The following is a 21,089-nucleotide window of genomic DNA, read 5'->3' on the forward strand; positions in this document are numbered from 1 at the left end:
TTACTCTCCTATTTCACATTAAATAATCCGTGCAAACTGTCTAACCAATTTGGTACAGGCAACTTGAAACTTTCGATCATTTGAACATCGAAACCTCTAAAGAAAGCGCTAAGAACGAATAGCACAATGATTACTGTAAACATGATCTTTGTAAGTTTTACCCAACCTAATTCATCGACACCTTTACCGATCAAGATACCTAGAACGACACCAGGAACAGCATTTCCCATGATCATGGCTGATAAGCCACCAAAAACTGTTGCCCAGAGTCCACTTCTTTTACCAGCATCAATAGCGGCCAACCAGAAAATAATCGGCATAACAATGTTGATCAGCAATTCAGCAGCTGGCACCAAAACCTTGACCGCTGTTATTTGTAATGACTTAGGAATTGCTGAAGCAGTGGTATTTAGGAAAACAACGACTACGATACCAATAAGAGCACTGGTAAAGGCCATCTTCTTAGGATCATGCATTGTTTCTTCAATCTTTTTATTACGTACTAACAAAGCTGATGCAGCCCAGTTAGGAATTACACGGTGAGTAATATCCTGTGTGAAAGCACCGGCACCAACGGTTGATGCCCAGGCATTAAAGAAAAAACCTAATCCAAATGAGAAATGTGATGCTGGATCTCCTTCACAGGCATTCATTTCTCCAAGTGTTCTAAAAGCACCTAAAGCTTGCACATTTGGTGCATTAAACATTCTGGCAGCTCCCATTCCGGCAGCAAAACCTACCAGACCACCAATCAAAATCGATTTCAATAAAATTAGTACAAACGTCATCTTTATCCCTCCCTTTGCCAACTCCAAAATCTTGGTAACTGTAATCCATTCGGATCAGCTACTTGATTTTTGATAAACTCAATTTCATTTAAATCTAAATATTTTACTTCTGTTGCTACCCTTAGTTTTACTTGATACATTTCACGTTTTCTTGGCAAAAAGAAAAATAGAAAATGTTCGATATATTGGTTCACCTTAGCTTCTTCTATCTCAACAGAAACTGGTGTTATCTGAATTGTCAGATCCATATCTTGGCTGATCGTCTTAGATACCTTGGCAAGTGCATCGGCCATGGCTTCCTTTTTACTGCCGCCGTTACCTGATACCGTCAAAATTTTCTCTACGATTTTTTGAGAATCTTTCTTCATTGCTGACCCCTAACCGTTAACGCGCTTATATGCTTCAACCAGTTTCTGACCAAGTTCTTCAGTATCCATGAATCCAAATCCTAAAGCTTGAATACCATCTTCAATAGCAGTGACACCTTCTTGAACTGATCTCATACTGTGACGTTCTGTATATCCATATTTATTCTTAGCAGTAATTGCACCAGCACCACCACTACCACAGAAAGAAATACCAATATCGGCTTTTTCCTGATTCATTACATCACCTAAACGCATATCTGCACCCATACCTGGGACCACTACAGCAACTCCTCCAGCTTTTTCTACACCAGCGGCAACGTGTTGGCCTTTTCCCATTCGATCTGCTATTACAACTTTTGTCATTTATATGTTCTCCTAATTTTTTGCCACTTCAAAGTGAACGGCTAAAATATATTTTTCTTGTTCATTCAAATTACCAATTCTCTTAGCAACACGATCAGCAGCGTCTAAACTGTCTTGTGACAAGCTATGAAACATTGCAATATCAACCTCTTCAAGAGTTTCACCTGTTTCAGAACGGTTGACCATTTCAGCTAAGTGATTGGTTAAAACCTCAACTTGAGTTTCATCAGGACTAGCATCAATAACTTCCATTTCCTTCAATGCCTGGTCCAAAATTTGTTCAACTTTTTCAGAATACGGACTATCATTAATTATTTTCTTGGTATTTTCACTAACTGGTATCAGCTTCATTATTCTTACCTCATGATTTTTGTTATTTTTTCAATAATTGTCTTCATTTCTTGTTCATGTACAGCTCTAACATCAAACTCAATGATTCCCATATTGGCACGATATTCACGTGTATAAATAGCTGGACTGTCAACTTTCATCTTAGCTATCAACTCTTTTGCATCAATCGGAGAATTCTTATCCACCGTTACGCTAGCGCGATAGATATCTCTACCGGCCGAATCTTGAGTGATTTTAGCAGATAGATGATCAATACTATTGAGTTCTTCCACAAAAGGAGCAAGTCTTGTTTTCATTGAATCGCCATTCTCAGGACCAAATTCAATATAATCTTCAATAGCTCTAGTCAATCCTAAGATATTATCCTTACCAACCTTCATCGCACGGCCGATACCTTTAGACTGCATTCTGATCCATTCAATATATGGTTTCTTACCCAAAACTAAACATGATGAAGGACCTGAAAATGCTTTAGCACCACTATAAATCACAATATCCACACCCATATTGATGTATGTATATAAATCTTCTTCTGCGGCTGCATCAAGGATCAAAGGCAAATTATTGTCATGAGCAACATCAAGTGCTTCTTTGATCGACAACATACTTTTTTGTACCGCATGGTGACTCTTAACGTAGAGGATCGAACTAGTCTGTGGAGTGATCATCATTTTTAGATGTTCGACTGAACACATATTGGCATATCCAGCTTCGATTATTTTTCCACCACCGAGTTCGATCATTACTTCTTCGGGAGCACCATAGTCAACATTTTGACCCTTAGGAATAATTACTTCTCGATCAGTATATTTTTCACTGAACGGGTGATAAACGTGATACATACTGCCCTTACCAATAATACCGGCGATACTTTCTGCGATTGCAGCTGAAGCAGATGGTAAGATAACCCCGTCTTCTGAACCAATTAATTTGGCAAGATGTTGACCAGTTTTTAAAACTAGATCACTCATTTCAAAGAAATGTTGACCACCAAATTTTTGAGCTTCTAAAACTGAATCAGAAACCTTTGAAACACCAAGAATAGTCATTTTCCCACTGGCATTTATTACTTGTTTTAAATCATATTTTTCATAAATATCACTCATTAAAATTCCTCCAAATTTGTTTCATAGACCTCACCGGCAACGACTGCAAAATGCGGTACAACGACCATATCAGTCGTCCGTTCATTACCGTTAGAGTCAGTCAAAACTTTAGATTTATTTTCAACATCAAAAATCGTTAAATCTCCGTCAAATCCTTTTTTAAGCTGTCCTTTGTTACTCAAATGAAAATTGTCAGCTGGATTTTCGGTGATCATCGGTAGAATTTCACCCAGTGTATAACCGAGGTACAGCATCTTATCCAAACAAGTTGCCAAATTATAAACGGGACCATTCTCACGATTTCGATGATATAGATCACTACTAATCGACTTAGGTCTAAGTCCCATACTGCGTGCTTCTTGGGCTACGTCGAAATTAAAACTATCCGTACCATGACCGATATCAAAAATAATTCCACGGTTATATCCTTCGATAGCGAAATCTTTGATCTGATGAAGATCTAAATTCATAATTCCGTTCGGCTTACCGTTATAACAGTGTGTCATAATATCTCCAGGACTCATTAACGACATGATGTTGCTCAACTCAGGAGGATTGGTTCCAATATGGACCATCAATGGCAGATCGTCGTTTAACCTTTGAATTTCTTTAGCTCGTTCTAAGGGATGAATGCCGTTGCCAGATACAACCGACTTGCTCATTCGTGCCTTAATACCAACTACAAAATCAGGATACTTCTCGATCATCTCTTTGACTAAGTTGTTATCTATCTTAGTCATATCACCAAGCTCATCCTGAGCAACAATACCTGTTTCAGAAATATTACACATTGCATAGACATTGGTTCTGACATTTTTACTCAATTCGTAAAAATCAGGTAAGTTGTCATATCCTGTTGATCCAGCATCGACCACCGTTGTAACGCCGGCATCAACTCCATCTAAATCTGGTTTATCATAATATAAAGTTAATTTCTCGTAACAATGAACGTGATCATCGATCCAACCAGAACTGACATAATACTTTGAATGAAGATCAAAAACTTTTTTAGCTTCAACAGTACCGGCAATCTTGGGTGCAACTTCAACGATCTTGCCTTGATCAATTAATACTTCTATCGACTGACCAGTGATAGTTTTTCCATTTTTCACATATAAATCGACCATGATATCCTCCTATTTATTATTCGAATAGATAATAACATTATAATGTTTATATGTAAAACGCTTTCTAAATCTCATATTTAATTTTATATGGATTTAGAGAAGTTAAATAAATGGCCTCTGAATATTCAATCATTTTCCCTAAGTGATTATAGGACTTTCTAATCCTTCTAATACCTATATCTTCAGTAGTTTGGAGTTGTCTTTGCTCATCGGAATTTAATTTATAAGCGAAAAATTCATCATCAAAATTATTGACCATTTCGCCAACTTCTTTAATAACTTGGTAAAGTGACACCTTTTCTAATTCATATTTCATCTCATCAGTTAACTGAAATGGCAAATAATGGTGTAACAAAATATATGGCTTACCATTGAGATCGTATATTTTACTGATCCGTGAAATATGACCAGTTAAACGATTTAAATCAAACTGAACTGGACTATCTTCTGAGGAGACTTCATCGATCGATAAAATTCTCTTCTCCAGTTGACTACCCTCATGTTCCAAAATGCTGCTGAAAGATTGGGCTTTTGACAGACGATTAAATAAAAGGTTACTAATAACCGTCGTACCTTTACCACTCTGTTTTTCAACGTAGCCTTCACTAACCAATACTTTTATAGCGTTACGAACGGTGATTTTACTAACGCTATAAATTCTTTCAAGTTCAGTTTCAGTTGGCAGAAAATCCCCAACATCATATTCACCAGATAAAATCTTTCTCTTCAGATCATCAGCAACTTGTTGATATAAAATAATTCTTTCCATAAATTTTCTCCACTAGTTAATACTTTCTATAATCATTATATTATCATAATCATTAATTTAATTGTTAGAAATTCGATAAAAATCGACTTATATCTTTATTAATAGAGCTGTATTCGTCTCCAGGCCTGAGAATATTTACCTTCTATTCGGAACGATCCGAGCCAAAGTCTCGAATCTCGGTTTGAAGCCTTGCAAGCAAGTCTCCAAACTCGCCCGGTGGTGTAAGAGCTAAAGCTCTAACGCCACTCTCACAGCAGGCTAATATTCTCAGACCTTCCGACTTAGTTTGTTTTTTTATATTTATTCACAATAAAAATAGGAGTTGAATCAAACTTGAAATAAATCAAGCATGATTCAGCCCCTTCCTATTAAGATTAACTTTCGATATTACATAAAAAACAATATAGCAAACGATTTTGAGTCATGGAACCAGTTGCGACTGTGGCGTTAGAAGGTGTATTTCCTTCTTACACCACGAACGATTCTGAGATTTGCGTTAGCAAAGCTTGGAATCGAGGTCCAAGACCAAGGCTTGGACCGGTTCCGTAACAGGTGGAATTACTCAAAATCGTATGCGGAAGTTATTTCCCATCTGCAGTATGTTCATACCCATCATCAAAGAAAGTAACCGTAAAGGTAGTACCTTTATCCAGCTTACTCTTAACATCGATCTCGCCACCATGGTTTTCGATCAACTGATGAACGATCGACAATCCCAAACCAGACTCACCGTATTTACGATTCTTACGCGATGGATCGGCTTTATAATAACGATCCCAAATATTCTTAACTTGATCTTCGGACATCCCAATACCGGTATCCTCGATCGTAAAGATCGAAGCGTGCCTATCATCAGCACGATAACCAGTTACGACAACTTCACCATCATTGGTAAATTGAATCGAGTTTTGCATGATATTGAACATAACTTGAACGAAACGATCATAGTCAGCATAGGTCATCAATTTATCTTCCGGAGTTTCCAAAATCAATTTATCATTAGATTCTTCAGCTTTTTTCTTAAGTTGTGACGTAATATCTCTTAACGGAACATTGGCGTCAAATTCTCTTCTAGCTAAAGTAATCTGATTAGTTCTGATTTTTTCATAATCAAGATTTTCATTGACCAAACGAATCAAACGATTGGTCTCATTTCGCATCAATTCAATACTTTGGCCTTTAGATTCCTCAGGAATGGCATCATATGCCAGACCCTCCAGCAATCCATTGATAGTGGTCAAAGGTGTCCTCATTTCATGTGATGCATCGGCCATAAATTCCTTACGACGTTGTTCTTGACGTTTGATTTCTTTATCTGAAGCTTCCAACGACTTAACCATCTTATTAAAGTCATCGGCCAAATCATCCAATTCATCCCGATTCTTACTTTCGATTTGAACTGAAAAATCATTATTGGCAACTCTTCTCGTTGCACTACGCAATCTATTTATTCGGTTAACTTGATAGCGTGACAATAAGAAACTCAGAATTATCGCAGCTAATAAGGAGATCAGCAAGGCAAAGTACAGCCGGCTATTGATCTCACCAATATTAGTTTGTAATTCACTCACATCAGAACCCGCCCAAACGGCGGCAACTAATTTACCATTCTGAAACCACGGCGTCAGCACATAAACATAACTGATGTCGCCCTTCTTGCTTAGTTGTGGATTGCCCTCGGTACCTTCTGGTTTCTGAATATTTCGAATAGTTTTACCTTGTTTTAATTTATTCCAGTACGACTTTTTCAAATGTAATTTCACATTATTAGGATGTGCTGGATAAACTTGATTATTCTTATAATCAAACACAGCAAATTGAACATTACGTTCTGACAAAACTTGCTCGACAGTACGAATGTTATCGCCGGTAATATTGTGGATTTCACCTGTATTAGGGTCTGTTTTAAGTGCTATTTTTTCCAAATTTCCTGCGTAACTCTCCAAGCTCTTGTAAGTTCGGTTATATTCCCAAGTCGTTGAAGTACTGGTAACTGAATAGAGAATAATTCCAAGAGTCGTCAAAATAACGATCAAGAAACTCAGCATATTTTGATAAATTAATTTCATATTCTAATCAGCCTTGACTCCTGAGTCATCAAATTTATATCCAACACCCCAAACAGTTTCAATAACTTGAGGCCCAACTTTCTCGATCTTTTGGCGTAATTTCTTAATATGAGCATCAACAGTACGCTCTTCACCAAAGTAATCGTAGTCCCAAACTTGTTCCAAAAGTTGTTCTCTTGAGAAAACCTGTTTAGGTTTGCTTGAAAGAGTCTTCAATAAATCAAATTCCTTGGGTGTTAAGTCAGGAATTTCTTTACCATCCAGAAAGGCTTCACGTGTATTGGAATTCAGCTTAAAGTAACCTGTATTGATGTCAAAACCTTCAGTATCTTCTTCAGCAGTTTTTTCGCTGCTAGTTTTGGCAACTTCTTCAGCAATATTTTCGTTTCTTCTATGAATAGCTTTCATTCTGGCAATCAAAGTTATCGGGCTGAATGGTTTAGTAACATAATCATCAGCACCAAACTCCAATCCCAAAACTTGGTCACTTTCAGTGTCACGTGCTGTTAGCATAATAATCGGAACGGTTTTTGAAACTTTACGAATTTCTTTAGCTACTTCCATACCATCTTTGCCCGGTAAGTTAAGATCCAAAGTGATCATATCCCACTCATCAGCAGATTCATTGAACATATCAACTGCTTCATTACCATCATAAGCAAAACTTGCATCCCAATTCTCTTTTTGGAAAAACATACTCATCATTTCGGAAACAGATTTATTATCTTCTATCATTAGTATTTTCATTTATATTCCACTCCATATAGTTAGCACTACCTCAAACGGTCAAAACTTGTTACTATTAGTAAGTAAGCAAAATTAATTGAGGTTGGTGATTTTTTGAATAAGAACTATCAAGGCACAGTATTCTTTGATCTTGACGGCACTTTATTAAACGAACACTCGCAAGTTGATCCCGATGTAGCAGACGCAATTCATCAACTACGCGAAAATAACTATCTTCCAGTTATCTGTACAGGCCGTGCACCTGACGAGATTGTTGATATAACAGATGCAACTGGTATTGATACTAATATTACTTTAAATGGCGCACTTGTCCAATCAGAACAAGAAATTATTTATGAAAATATTCTTGAGCCTGAATTGATCGAACAAGTTATCGACACAGCCACTGACTTTGGCGATGTAGTTGGTATGCATTCATATACTACAACAAAGATCAATCGCAGAACTGATGTAGTTGAGGACTTCTATGATATGGTACATATCGACTTACCCAAGGTAGATGCAGATTTTTACAAGAAGGTAAAAGTCCCAATGATCGTAGTTGTTTCTCCTGAAAAAGAAGACCGCTATCAAGTTCAATATCCATCATTAAAATTCTATAAGACTGGTACTTACTCAATTGACGTTGTCAAAAAAGGTATCACCAAAATGAGCGGTATCCAAAATCTTATTAAGAACATGGAATTGACTGACAAGCCTGTCTACGCTTTTGGAGACGGTCCTAACGACTTAGAAATGATTCAATCGGCAGATTACAGTATTGCAATGGCAAACGGAACTGATGAAATCAAGAATTCCGCTAGCTATGTAACTTCCGCTAATGTTGACAACGGGATCAGAAATGGTCTCAAACATTATAACTTAATTTAACTCAGAAAAGGATTCGTTATTTACGCTTAGTAAATTACGAATCCTTTTTTAGCGTAGGAACTAGGCAATAACAACTACCTTTCCCTTCATATGTCCTGCCTCTACTAGTTTAGTTGCTTCTTTTAGTGAATCTAAATTAAAGCCTTTGATAACTTTAGTGGTCGTTGACTTAATGACACCAGAATCAAGATCTTGTGCTAATTGTTGTAAATACTGGCCTTGTGTAGACATTGAGTCCAAATGATAAAACGCTTTGGTAAACATCCATTCCCAGTTAAAGTTAACTGACTTACTCTTCAAATCTGAAACATTTGATTCTCGTAAATTAGTAATCGTGGCAAAGGTTCCAAATGGCTTGATCAATTCGACAATTTCTGACCAATGCGGATCATTATCACTTAAACCTAAGATATAATCAACATCTTTTATATTCAAATCATGTAATTGTTTAATTAAATCTTGATGGTGGTCAATAACTAGGTCTGCGCCCAATCCTTTGATCCAATCCACCTTAGTACCAGTGGCAGTCGCAATAACTCTTAGACCGGCCAAATGAGCCAATTGAACAGCGATAGAACCGACTCCTCCAGCACCATTAATAATTAAAACAGTTTTATCAGAATTATCTGACTTTGGATCAATATTTAATTTTTCATATAACAGTTCACTAGCCGTCAAAGTTATCAAAGGCATCGAAACACTATCTTCAATAGATAACTTTTTAGGTGCTAAAGCAACTAGTCTTTGATCGATCAACTCATATTCTTGATAACTACCCTCACGTGAATAATCTCCGGCAAAGAAAACAGTCTCACCAATTTCAAACTTATCAACTTCAGGACCTTTTTTAACGATCTCACCATAGCCGTCAAATCCAACTACTTTGGGATCAGTCAATTGGTCTTTAATATTCTTTCGAGTGGCAATATCTACTGGATTAATGGACACACCATCGATCTTAACTAAAATATCTTGTCCTTTAGGTTCAGGGACATCTCTAATTATCTCGGTCAAACTATCTAAATCACTATTTACAAATCCATATGTTTTCATTCAGCAACACGCCCTTTCGTTGATATTTTACAACAAATAACGCTAGTTACCAAAAAAGACCAAAGGAAACAATTTCCCCTGATCTCTTTGATGTGATTATTATTTTAAACAATTTCAACTGTTGCACTAGTGATCCCATATGATGGAATCATATTGTTTGGCATAGCAACATCGATCTGGTAAGGATTCGATGCTGCAAATGTTCCTGTATCGTTAACAGTTCGATACCAAACATCCCCTTGTGCAGTGGTAATTTTCAAACGTGAACCGCGTGGAATAACTCCCAAGTTAGTTGCCACACCGCCATAACCCATGTTTGATCCTAAAACAGCTGGATCATAGAAACTAATTTTAAAAGTTCCAACACTATGAGTCGTTTGAGCTTGTTGAGTTGTTTGTTCTGGTGCTTGTGTTGCCGCTTGTGTAACCTGCTGTTGGGCTGGTTGTTCTGCGGGTGTTTCTACTTGATTCACTACTGGTGTTGCCTTTGGTTCTGGTGTGAGATCAACATCTTCCATATGATGGTCTTTCTCACTATATTTAATACCAGGAATAAATTCTTTATTACCTGGTAAAGAGATTTTCTCGTTTAGTTTTTTAGCATTTTCTGCATTATCAGTTAAACCTGACAATGTGCCATTAAAATCCCCTACATTACTTGCTGTTGAATCGATACTGTTTTGAGTTGCAGCATATGCAGTAACTGTACATCCTGTACCTGCAATTAGCATTAATCCTGCTACAAATAATGCTTTAATTTTAGTTTGCTTAATCAACTAATCCCCCCGGTTTTTTTCTTAATCACCAGAAGACACTATACAAGATGAATATTTCAAACATATTACGCTGAGAATAAAAAATTTCGAGGAAAGGTCAATTTTGTAACATTCACGTAACATATATCATATTTGCAATATTTATTTTTAAATTAATGACATTATTAACTATTGACCAAAATTTGTAGACAAACTTGATGTTTTACGAGAACAATAATTTGTTCAATAATTTTATTTATGCTAAGTTGGATATATAGAAGGAAATGGAGGAATTTAGTATGTCAAAGAAAATTGCTGTTATCGTCGGTAGTTTGCGTAAGGGATCATTCTCACGTCAAATTGCTAATAACTTGGTAGGACTATTCCCAAGTGAGTATGAACCAGAATTTATTGAAATTGGTAACTTGCCACTTTATAACGAAGATATTGATACACCAGAAAACGTACCTGCTGCTTATACAGAATTCAGAAAACAATTGAAGGATGTTAGTGGTGTATTGTTCGTGACACCTGAATATAATCGTTCAGTTCCTGGTGCTTTGAAGAATGCTATTGATGTTGGTTCACGTCCTTATGGTGCAAATATGTGGGACGGTAAGCCAGCAGCTATCGTCAGTGTTTCACCTGGTGCTATCAGTGGATTTGGTTCAAATCACCACTTACGTCAATCATTGGTATTCTTAAATATGCCAACATTGCAACAACCAGAAGCATATCTTGGTAATGTTACAAATATCTTGGACGAAAACGGAAAAGTTTCTGATAAGACTATTGGATTCCTACAAAGCATTATTGATGCATATGTTGATTTGTTAAATCGCTATTAATAAACAAAAGCGTCTCCTATGAGGCGTTTTTTATTTGCATATATATACTACTAATAAGTTATATTACATTTTATCAACAGTTTGCTCTGTTTCCTTGTAACGAGTAAAAAATATGATAATTTAAATATATTGCAAATTCCATGTTAGTTTTCGAAAAAAAGTCACACTTTTATGGTAAAACAACATGTATAGAAGATGGAGGCAATGTTGGTTGTATGGTAACTATTGGAAAATATTTGAGAACAAAAAGGTTCTTTAAAGAAATGACCTTACAACAGGTAGTTTATGCTGCTAAACATGATTATAATTTATCAACATCAACTTCTGTTTTAAGCGCCCTTGAAACAAACAAAACTCGCACCATGGACGGAGCATTATTATTTGTCCTAGCCGACTTATATGATATTGATTTAAATGAACTTCGCTCAGTTATTCTTGAGGGTAAAAAAGAACAAGACTTAAATTAGTCTTGTTCTTTTTATTTGTCTTCAATTAGTTTTTTAAACTTATCAGTTTTCATAATAACTTTTAAAATATGAATTGCCGACTTTTGTAAATCGCCTAAATTCAAATCATTATTATCTTTCCATTTACCTTGAATCAGAATATGGCTGTCATCAAGTATCTGCACATCTCCATTGAAGAATAGTTCTTTAATTTTATCGTCAACCTCATCAGAAATTTTTATTTTAACTAAAACATCCCCATCATCATCAGGAACAAAATCATTCCACAATTTTACTGTATCAAGTTTCATTTCAGCTACATTCAAGACTTTCTTTGTCGCAATACTGCCATCACCATTAAATCTTGGCTTCAAGTCATTGATTGCCGCAAAGAGTGTATCTTTAGAGTCTCCTGGCATGATCAGATCATTACCCGCATGAACACTCTCTTTAGGGTCAGCCACACTGAACCAATCAGTCATGACCATGCCCTCAAAATGCCATTCATCACGTAAAATATTAGTCAATAATTCAAAATTAGCACCTGAAAAATAATTGTTTACCATATTATATGACGACATAGCAGCTAAAGGTTGAGCGTCTTTAACGACGATCTCAAAATTCTTCAAATAGATCTCTCGTAACGCCTGCTCACCAATAATACTATTACCGATATTGCGAAAGCTTTCTTGATTATTCCCAACAAAATGCTTGATCGTAACACCTAATCCAGAATGACTCTGAACGCCTTTAGTTTCAGCTGCAGCAATTGTTCCAGATAAGAATGGATCTTCTGAAAAGTATTCAAAATTACGTCCGCCTAAGGGATTTCGATGAATATTCATCCCCGGAGCTAGCCAGAACGTTATCCCTAATTGCTTCATCTCATCACCGATTGCAGAGCCGATTTTTTGAATCAATTCACGATTCCATGTTTGAGCTAGCAATGTCCCGACCGGCCAAGCAGTGGTTTTAGCATCTAAACGTAACCCTGCTGGTCCGTCAGCATTAACCGTGGCTGGAATACCATGTTTTTTATTCTCAACTGTCTGACCAGCAGCACCTTTCACTAAACTAGATCCATTACCAATAATACTGCCACCACTAGGTTTCAAGTCACCTTCGACAATATCGACTAATTCTTGATCTGTTAAGTTCGCTACAAAGCTTTCAATTGAGATTTTTTTGTTGTAAACGTCAGCCAGCGTAAAATCAGTCAATTTATTTTTGGCAACTGTCTTCTCATCCAAATATTTTCCCGGAAGAACTCGATCATTGACTGTATAAGTCGTCACATCAGACTTCTTTTGATACTTCACAGGTTCATCTTGTCCAAAATTCTCTGACTTCAACAAGAACAATGGCACACCAGAAGTACGATGCAATTCAACCTCATTTTTTCTCAATTTAGTGGGATCAAATTGTGGCAGCATCTTGTGTTCGACTGTTTTAATAATAGTCTCACGGTCCAATTTAACTTCACCTACGACTGTTGTATTACGAGAACTATTACCTATTCTTAGGATATAAACTCCTGGAATTAATACAAAGGCTGCTCTTCTCTCATCGTAAACGGCTAGATCCTTAGTCTTGAAGTTAAGCGTTAATTCTTGTGATTCATGGCGTTTTAAAATTTTAGTTTTAGCATAAGCATGTAAAACTTGATATGGAGTAGGAATATCCGATTGAGGATTAGATACATATGCTTGAACTACTTCTTGGCCCTGAAACTTATCACCGTCATTTTTTACTTCGACTTTAAATGAAATATGATCTTCATTGACTGAGACTTTTTCAGTCTTAATATCAAACTTGGTATAACTCAAACCGTAGCCAAATTCATATCTAGGTTTAATATTGAAACTGTCAAAATATCTATAACCAACGTAAATCCCTTCAATATATTCAGGATTTCTAGTGCCAAAGTCATTACTTGAAGGATAATCCTGATAATCAGCCCAAGTATCAGTCAACTTACCAGATGGTGTTTTAGTGCCATCTAGTATTTCTGTAACAGCATTTCCAGCCGTCATTCCCGGTTGTGATATCAACAAAATACTATCTAATAATGGGCATTGGTCGACAAAACTAGTATCGATCACCCCACCAATATTCAATAACAAAATACTATTTTCATAAAATTCACTCAAACGTTTGATATTTGAAAGCTCATTTTCTGATAATTGAAAATCACCCGGTTCATCCTTACGGTCATAACCTTCACCAGAACTACGTGAAATAACATAAATTCCAACAGTTCCCTCTTTGAAGTCGTCGATTTCTGGATCATCCATATCAAATGCTGGTGATAAGATATTAGCAGTTTTGTTATATTCAGACTTCTTAGATTCATAATACCTTTGAAAACGTGTCAACCATGCCATTGTAGTGATATTAAAACCAGAGTTCTCTAATCCTTCAACAATACTGATCGTCTTTTGATCAACATCTCCAGAGCCGGTTCCACCTTTGACTGTCGCAAAAGCTCCACTACCGTAGAGTGCAACGGTTTTATTACTCAAGGGTAAAACGTGATGGTTATTTTGTAGTAAAACCATCCCCTCTTGAGCTGCTTTTTTTGATAGAAGCACATTTTTTTCACTATTTAAATTCGTATTTTCCATCTCATTCCTACTCCTTTGGTGGAAATATATCTATTACTTTCAATTTTACACTTCTCAGTTGCAAAAAAAGAGTCATTGCCGGTAATAATTATCGACAGACTCTTATTTTTTACTAAATATCTTCTTTAAAACTAATTTGTAGATCAGATAAACTGCGATAAGTATAATAATACCGATGAATATTTCGCTCGTCCAAAAATTAAAGCCTACATTTTGAAATAATTTTAATAACGGATCATTCCCAACTAGAAATAATAAAATGGCAACAATTATAATAATGGTCGAAGTATACATATTGACCTCCTATTACTAAAAATATTATCACATAACAAAACATGTATAATAGAAGAAAGAAAGTTTTTTGAGGTGAAATTATGTTAAAGGATAAACATGTAACTCTTTATGTTTCGGGGGGCATCGCGGTTTACAAGGCACTCGGTGTTGTTCGAGAATTGATCAAGGCCAATGCTCAAGTTCAAGTAGTCATGACAGAGGCTGCACAGAAATTTGTCACACCACTAACCTTTGCTACTCTCAGTCAGCGACCAGTTCTAACCGACAATTTCTCGGCTCAATCAAGTGCTGATGACTTTATCCCTCATATCAAATTGGCACGCTGGACAGATTTAGCCATTATTCTACCGGCAACAGCCAATATCATCGGAAAAATTGCCAACGGTATCGCTGACGATTTAGCAACAACTACTTTATTAGCCACTGACGCACCAAAGATCGTCTTTCCTGCCATGAACACAACCATGTGGGAAAATCCCGCTGTTCAAAAAAACCTTCGTACACTAGACTTAATGGACATGACTGTAATCGAACCAGCATCAGGATTTCTAGCTGAAGGTGAAACGGGCAAAGGTCGCTTACCAGAATTAACCAATATCATGGTAGAAATTTATAAGACCTTCACTAAACCAGTTTTGGCCGGCACAAATGTCGTCGTTACAGCCGGAGGAACTAAAGAAGCTATAGATCCAGTAAGATTTATCGGTAATAAATCATCTGGGAAAATGGGTATTGCTCTAGCCAATGTGGCCGCAGATATGGGCGCACATGTTACTCTGATCAGTACCGTTCATGATCCTATAAATTCACCAAACATTGAGGAAGTTCATGTTTCAACTGCCATCGAAATGCAAAAGAAACTGGAAGAAGTCTTCCCGATAAACGATGTCTTAGTAATGGCCGCTGCCGTATCAGACTTCAGACCTGTACATAAGGCTGATCAAAAGATCAAAAAGAATAATGATCAAGATATTTACACGATCAATCTCCAAAAAAACCCTGATATTCTAAAGGAAATTTCCAAGAAAAAAACAAATCAATTCGTAGTAGGCTTTGCAGCCGAAACCGAAAACCTAGTTCCATACGCACAAAAGAAATTAAAAGAAAAAAATGTTGATATGATCCTAGCCAATGACGTTTCAAAAGCCAGTTCAGGATTCAACGTTGACACAAACGAAATCACAGTTATCCAACCAGAAAAAGATCCAGTAACATGGCCACTAATGTCAAAAGACGATGTAGCTGCCAAATTCTGGGAATACTATCAAAACAACGTAAAATAATAAACATAAGTGGTCATCTGAAATACAGAGACCACTTTTTTATTACCACCCACTATATATTTAGCCGGAGAGTACAAGAAGAATGGCAGCAGTGAAAATGTCGTTAGGACGGTGGTTTACCGTTCTTACGACATCGGCGATTCTGAGATTTGCGAAAAGCAAAGCTCAAAATCGAGATTCCAGACCTTGGCTGGAATCGGCCGCACAGCAGACCATTCTTCTTGTACTCGTAGGCGGCTTGCTCAACGCTACTCCTACATATATGAAAGCGATTACAAAAACTTAGTCTTTTTCCCTAAAATCTATTGTTTTTTACTGAAAAAATTGATATAAAAATATATGTTGTTACTAATTTGAGACCACAAGTTGTTTAAACATTGCATCACAAAAATTGTTTAAGTGATTGGGGGCTTCTATTATGGAAGATCCGCGTAAAAAATATATTAACTGGCCCACACTAGCATTAATGGGTTTCGTGACTGTCGTCGGATTTGACGACTTGATATACAATTTTCAGAATCAAGGATTAAGCGTCATCATCTCTTGGATCCTGATGATCGTACTCTATGTTGTACCGTATTCGATGATGGTAGGACATCTGGGTTCGGCATTTAATCACGAGACCGGTGGACTGTCATCGTGGGTACGTGGTACTAACGGTGATTTTATGGGTTATTTGACAGCTTGGACACACTGGGCGGCCTCCATTCCCTATATCGTTGATACAGCCAATACGATTGTTATTGGGATCGGTTGGTTGATCAAAGGTAATGCTAATCTACAAGATCAATTATCAAACAGCGGTTTTGCTCTTCTAACTTTAGTCGTATTCGTCGTTTTCATTTATATTCAATCAAAATTTAAAAATTCAATGGAATTTCTGAGTAAAGTTGGCGGTATCGCAATGTTCAGCATGACCGTACTATTCGTAATCATGACCTTCGCAGCATTATCCATGGGTGGACATATTGAAACTGAACCCATTACGGCAAAAGCTCTCATGCCAAAATTTGATTTTCATTATCTAACAACCATTGGTTTGTTGATTTATGGAATCAACGGTGCCGAATCCATTGCACCGTTCATAACCAAGATGCGCGATCCTCAAAAAGAATTTCCTAAAGCAATGATCATGTTGGCAGCCATGACCGGATTTTTGACGATTTTTGGATCATTCTCATTGAGTGTTTTTTTCAACGCTTATCATTTACCAGCAGATCTCAAAATGAATGGCTCATACTACGCTTTTCAAGCACTAGGACAGCATTTTCATCTTGGTAACATTTTTATGTATATTTTTGCTATTACTGAAATTTTTTATCTATCTGCTTTATTAGCTGTTCTTTTGGATGCGATGACCAGAATGCTGATTTCAGATACTGGAAGCAAATATATTCCCAAAGTACTCCAAAAAACCACTGATTCGGGTCTACCGATCAATGGTTATCTTTTGACGTGTGGATTAAGCGTTTTCATAATGATGTTGGGAATTTTTCTACCAAGTATGCTGGATGTTTTTGACTGGCTGCTTAATCTCAATGGAATCATATCTCCAGGTGTTACTTGCTGGGTCTTCTTCGCCTTTATTCAAGCTCGTAAAAGAAGCAGTGAATTTCCTTCCGATTACGTCTTTATAAAGAATGACATAATAGCCCAAGCAATCGGCTGGTGGTGTTTAATCATCACTCTAGCCGCTACGATTTTTGGTATCGGTCCAAAGGATGTCCCTTCGATGTCCGGCACTTGGTGGTATGAATTGATCATTAACGTCGTCGCTATCGCCTCTCTAGTTGGACTTGGCGCTATATTACCTTATCTGGCTAAACGTGAGGGACGCAGCAATAAAGGCTCTGCCTTTACTCAAAAACAGTGGATCGCCATTTCAACTGCATTATTAGCTACGATCGTCGGTGATCTATATATCGGTGGAACTCATGTTAAAAATTCTACTTGGTTAATGATTTTAATAACAGCTATCGGAGTTACATTAATATACATTTGTGGTCATAAACAACACGATTTAAAAGAAGTGAATATATAAAAAATAGCCTATCGGATTTCCGATAGGCTATTAATTTACTCATTATTCAGTTGTTTCTGGTTTCTTCTTTTTCTTACGATCATTGAAACCTTTTTTAGGCTGTGCAACTCGATGAATCCGATTTTCATGCCAAGTCGTCATACTGATCAACGACGAAAGTGTTAGTGGAAGGGCTATTACTAAGATAACTAATCCGAAGATAACACCTAAAGCAACTTGAATCAAAGTAGTTACGCCTGATGGGATCAAGGCAGCAAAGGTACCACTCAAAATAATGGCAGCTGAGATTACGACTGAACCAATTGCGGTAGCCGCATTCAACATTCTGACCTTGAGATCAGGTTCCTTTTCATCCTTGAAACGAACCATCAAGAAGATACTGTAATCGACTCCGAGGGCCATCAACATAATAAATGTAAAGAACGGAGTATTCCAACTTAACATTGAATCTCCAAGTGCAACACGAGAAACAAAACGTGTGATTCCCATTGATGCTTCATATGTTAACAATAATGTTCCAATAATTGTCATTGGTTGCAAGATCGACTCTGTAACAACGATCAACGCAATACCGATACCAATTGTCATAATAGTAGCTGTACGAACAAAGTCGCCATTAGCTAATTTACGTAGATCATTATTTTCAGATGTTTGTCCACCCACGGCAACTTTGGTACCCTTTAGAGCACTGTGCTTCAAGTGAGACTTCATATCTGATTGAATAGTCTTTAATTGTCCTGAAACTTTTTCGCTATTTGGATCACCCTTGAAGACAAGAGTTAATTCTGCGATCTTACGATCTTTATCCATATATGCGTCTAGAGATGGTTTGAAGACTGAACTTTGAATTGAAGCCTTTGGAAGATAGAAATCATTTCCAATGTATGACTTCTGTACTTCAGTAAGATAAGACTTCATAGATGTATTACCTTGTGCCAATGTATCAAGGCCATCGGTTGCGCTAGTTAATCCATCTTCAAGTGCAGTAACTTGTGAAGCCATTGCTTGAAGTTGAGTATTCATTTGTTGAACACCACTGTTTACCGTAGCACCTCCACTGGCAACACTTTGGCCACCGCTAGTTAATGTAGAACCTGAGGCTGCTAAAGTGCTTGTACCGTTAGCTAAAGTAGACATACCTGAAGTTAATGCTGGTACTTGACCTTGCAACTGTGTCATACCACCAGAAATTGCTGCTGAACCAGATGACAATTGACTAATTGCACCTTGTAAAGCACCCATTTCAGCGGCTGCAGTTGAAGTATTTTGACCAGTACTTGCTAACAAGGCTAGAATCTGACTAGCTTGTGAAGATAAAGCACTAACCTGAGTCTGTAATTGAGACAAGCCTGAAGTCAATTGTTGTGAACTGCTTGCTAAAGTAGAAACGCCGCTTGTCAAAGCAGGCATTGAACTGTTAGCACTTTGAAGTCCACTATTGACGCTGGAGACTCCACTAGTGTATTCATTAATACCACTAGACAACTGTTGGGCACCACTTTGTAATTGACTAGTACCATTAGCTAGCTGTTGAACCTGGGCGGTACTTCCACTAATATTAGCGGCTTGTAACTGATTACTTGCTGATGTCAAACCAGCTTTGATCTGTTCAATACCTTTAGTTGAAGCATCCAAGCCACTATTAATAGTAGCTAATTGATCTTTTAGATACATACTCTTTATCTTGCTACCGCCTGGTTGAGTTGCAGAAGCAACTGTTTTAACACCAGGTTCTTGCTTAAGATATTGTGTTAAATCATCAATAGCAGCAAGTTTAGCTTGAGTATTTAATTTAGAATCACTTTGAATATAGACTGTTGCGGGAGCAGACATACCCTTGCTAAAGTGATCTTGAATTACTTCATAACCACGTTTAGCTTGATACGTATCTGGAACTTCATCCGCATTATTGAAATTCAAACTTGCGTTTGAATTGATCAAGAATGGGATTCCAACAGCTGCTATAACAGCAATGATAACAACTGGGTAGGCCAAAGCTGATCTGGACAAACCATACCAGATACGACTCTTACCTGAACCACTTGTGACCTTGCTTGGCCAGAACATCTTTTCACCAAGTGTTTCCATGAAGAACATATTCAATGTCAACAAGACACCAAGTAAGACTAGAACACCGATCGCAACAGCGACCGCACTTTGATAGAATTCAAATTTAGCTAAAGCTAAAACAGTAAATCCGATCAAGACGGAAATACCACTGTACAAAATTGTACGTCCACCATGTCTTTGGGCATCGTGAGCAGCTTCGACTGCCGGTAATCCTCTGGAGAGCGCTCCCTTGAAGTAGTTATAAAGCAGGATATTATAATCTGTCCCAATTCCGAATAGTACAACTACCAAGAATACTTGAGTAAAGTTAGAAATTGGAAAGTTAGCTTTCTCTGCCAGATTCATTACGATACTCAATGATGTGACAAATGCTACACCAACGTTCAATAGTGAAATCAACGGAACAATTGGTGATCTGAAGACAAGGATCAAGACGATAAAGATAAAGATAACCGCAATGACTTCAGTCTTTTGGATACCTTTTTCAGTAACAGTCGTAAAATCATCATTTAAGGCATCAGCACCTGTAACATAGGTCTTAATACCAGAAACTTTCAATTGAGTTTGTAATTCATCAACCTGTTTACTGATATCTCCACTACTCTTAACAGTGATCTGTGCCAATTGTGTTGTCTTATCTTTGGCAATCAACTGTTTCTTAGTTTGAGCGTTATCGCTCGGACCCATTACCTTCTTAATTTTAAGGTAACTTGTATTTTGTAATTGATTTAACTTGTCGGTAATATCTTCTGACTGACTCTTTGATAATTTGGTATTATCTCGATCATTAAAGACAGCCGTATATGTTCTAACCGACTTGTTCCCGTTAGCCTTTTTCTCAATCTTCTTAGCCTTTTGACTCTCAGTATAACTTGGTAACGTAATAGTACCGTTATCACGAACAAGCTGAGAAACATTTGGCATGGCAAAGATTGCAGCTAATACAACAACGACCCACAAAACAAGAGCCGCTGTGTATTTTTTAGTAATCCATTTCATTCCTATACTCCCAATCCCATAATCAATTCAAGTGTAAAATAATTGACAGTTGTCAAACACAAAGTTAATAATAAAATTAATTTCACATATAGGCAAGGGACAATCCAAAAATAACTGT

The 21,089-nt window shown here is 37.0% G+C and carries 18 protein-coding genes; 5 read left to right on the forward strand and 13 right to left on the reverse strand.

Annotation, left to right across the window (positions count from 1 at the left end):
• Positions 1–8: 8 nt before the first annotated feature.
• The 9 genes from EKM60_RS04550 to EKM60_RS04590 all read right to left on the reverse strand — a co-directional run bounded on the left by EKM60_RS04550 (position 9) and on the right by EKM60_RS04590 (position 7,688).
• Entirely contained in the window at positions 9–788 is a 780-nt protein-coding gene (locus EKM60_RS04550; protein WP_125712894.1) for a DUF4311 domain-containing protein, read from the reverse strand.
• 2 nt (positions 789–790) lie between these two features.
• The gene (locus EKM60_RS04555) at positions 791–1,156 is read right to left on the reverse strand and encodes a DUF4312 family protein (RefSeq protein WP_125712896.1); all 366 of its coding nucleotides are present in this window, start codon (positions 1,154–1,156) and stop codon (positions 791–793) included.
• 9 nt (positions 1,157–1,165) lie between these two features.
• Complete coding sequence (locus EKM60_RS04560; protein ID WP_125712898.1) at positions 1,166–1,519, reverse strand: SFCGS family glycine-rich protein; 354 nt, start codon at positions 1,517–1,519, stop codon at positions 1,166–1,168.
• Positions 1,520–1,531: 12 nt separating this feature from the next.
• Positions 1,532–1,870 carry a PRD domain-containing protein gene (locus EKM60_RS04565; protein ID WP_125712900.1) on the reverse strand — a complete coding sequence of 113 codons (339 nt, stop codon included), beginning with the start codon at positions 1,868–1,870 and terminating at the stop codon, positions 1,532–1,534.
• 5 nt (positions 1,871–1,875) lie between these two features.
• On the reverse strand, positions 1,876–2,976 hold the full coding sequence (locus EKM60_RS04570) for a DgaE family pyridoxal phosphate-dependent ammonia lyase (protein ID WP_125712902.1): 1,101 nt from the start codon (positions 2,974–2,976) through the stop codon (positions 1,876–1,878).
• Positions 2,976–4,103, reverse strand: coding sequence for an amidohydrolase/deacetylase family metallohydrolase (locus EKM60_RS04575; RefSeq protein ID WP_125712904.1), 1,128 nt, complete (start codon positions 4,101–4,103; stop codon positions 2,976–2,978). Before EKM60_RS04575 ends, EKM60_RS04570 begins: the two co-directional genes overlap by 1 nt.
• A 64-nt stretch (positions 4,104–4,167) precedes the next feature.
• On the reverse strand, positions 4,168–4,872 hold the full coding sequence (locus EKM60_RS04580; protein ID WP_125712906.1) for a GntR family transcriptional regulator: 705 nt from the start codon (positions 4,870–4,872) through the stop codon (positions 4,168–4,170).
• Between the two features lie 581 nt (positions 4,873–5,453).
• Positions 5,454–6,941: a sensor histidine kinase gene (locus EKM60_RS04585; protein ID WP_125712908.1), complete on the reverse strand. Its 1,488-nt coding sequence runs from the start codon at positions 6,939–6,941 to the stop codon at positions 5,454–5,456.
• A 3-nt stretch (positions 6,942–6,944) separates the two neighbouring features.
• On the reverse strand, positions 6,945–7,688 hold the full coding sequence (locus tag EKM60_RS04590) for a response regulator transcription factor (protein WP_125712910.1): 744 nt from the start codon (positions 7,686–7,688) through the stop codon (positions 6,945–6,947).
• 93 nt (positions 7,689–7,781) lie between these two features.
• Between EKM60_RS04590 and EKM60_RS04595 the strand changes: the two genes are divergently transcribed.
• Positions 7,782–8,558: a Cof-type HAD-IIB family hydrolase gene (locus tag EKM60_RS04595; protein ID WP_125712912.1), complete on the forward strand. Its 777-nt coding sequence runs from the start codon at positions 7,782–7,784 to the stop codon at positions 8,556–8,558.
• Between the two features lie 60 nt (positions 8,559–8,618).
• On the opposite strand, the gene EKM60_RS04600 is transcribed toward EKM60_RS04595, so the two are convergent.
• Together EKM60_RS04600 and EKM60_RS11185 are read right to left on the reverse strand one after the other, a co-directional pair.
• On the reverse strand, positions 8,619–9,611 hold the full coding sequence (locus EKM60_RS04600) for a zinc-binding alcohol dehydrogenase family protein (protein ID WP_125712914.1): 993 nt from the start codon (positions 9,609–9,611) through the stop codon (positions 8,619–8,621).
• Positions 9,612–9,715: 104 nt separating this feature from the next.
• Positions 9,716–10,387, reverse strand: a complete 672-nt coding sequence (locus tag EKM60_RS11185; RefSeq protein WP_225426997.1) for a hypothetical protein — start codon at positions 10,385–10,387, stop codon at positions 9,716–9,718.
• Positions 10,388–10,665: 278 nt separating this feature from the next.
• Between EKM60_RS11185 and EKM60_RS04610 the strand changes: the two genes are divergently transcribed.
• Together EKM60_RS04610 and EKM60_RS04615 are read left to right on the forward strand one after the other, a co-directional pair.
• Positions 10,666–11,214 carry an NADPH-dependent FMN reductase gene (locus tag EKM60_RS04610; protein WP_125712916.1) on the forward strand — a complete coding sequence of 183 codons (549 nt, stop codon included), beginning with the start codon at positions 10,666–10,668 and terminating at the stop codon, positions 11,212–11,214.
• Between the two features lie 140 nt (positions 11,215–11,354).
• Positions 11,355–11,681: a RodZ family helix-turn-helix domain-containing protein gene (locus EKM60_RS04615; protein WP_125712918.1), complete on the forward strand. Its 327-nt coding sequence runs from the start codon at positions 11,355–11,357 to the stop codon at positions 11,679–11,681.
• An 11-nt stretch (positions 11,682–11,692) separates the two neighbouring features.
• On the opposite strand, the gene EKM60_RS04620 is transcribed toward EKM60_RS04615, so the two are convergent.
• On the reverse strand, positions 11,693–14,284 hold the full coding sequence (locus EKM60_RS04620) for a glycoside hydrolase family 3 protein (RefSeq protein ID WP_125712920.1): 2,592 nt from the start codon (positions 14,282–14,284) through the stop codon (positions 11,693–11,695).
• A 374-nt stretch (positions 14,285–14,658) separates the two neighbouring features.
• Between EKM60_RS04620 and coaBC the strand changes: the two genes are divergently transcribed.
• Positions 14,659–15,861 (forward strand): bifunctional phosphopantothenoylcysteine decarboxylase/phosphopantothenate--cysteine ligase CoaBC, encoded by a 1,203-nt coding sequence (coaBC, locus tag EKM60_RS04625; protein WP_125712922.1) that lies wholly within the window; start codon positions 14,659–14,661, stop codon positions 15,859–15,861.
• 418 nt (positions 15,862–16,279) lie between these two features.
• A complete protein-coding gene (locus tag EKM60_RS04630) occupies positions 16,280–17,902 on the forward strand; it encodes an APC family permease (protein WP_125712924.1) in 1,623 nt (540 codons plus the stop codon).
• A 42-nt stretch (positions 17,903–17,944) separates the two neighbouring features.
• On the opposite strand, the gene EKM60_RS04635 is transcribed toward EKM60_RS04630, so the two are convergent.
• Positions 17,945–20,971, reverse strand: coding sequence for an MMPL family transporter (locus tag EKM60_RS04635; RefSeq protein WP_125712926.1), 3,027 nt, complete (start codon positions 20,969–20,971; stop codon positions 17,945–17,947).
• Positions 20,972–21,089 lie beyond the last annotated feature (118 nt).

This window comes from Companilactobacillus kedongensis (assembly GCF_003946625.1).
GTDB classification, from domain to species: domain Bacteria; phylum Bacillota; class Bacilli; order Lactobacillales; family Lactobacillaceae; genus Companilactobacillus; species Companilactobacillus kedongensis.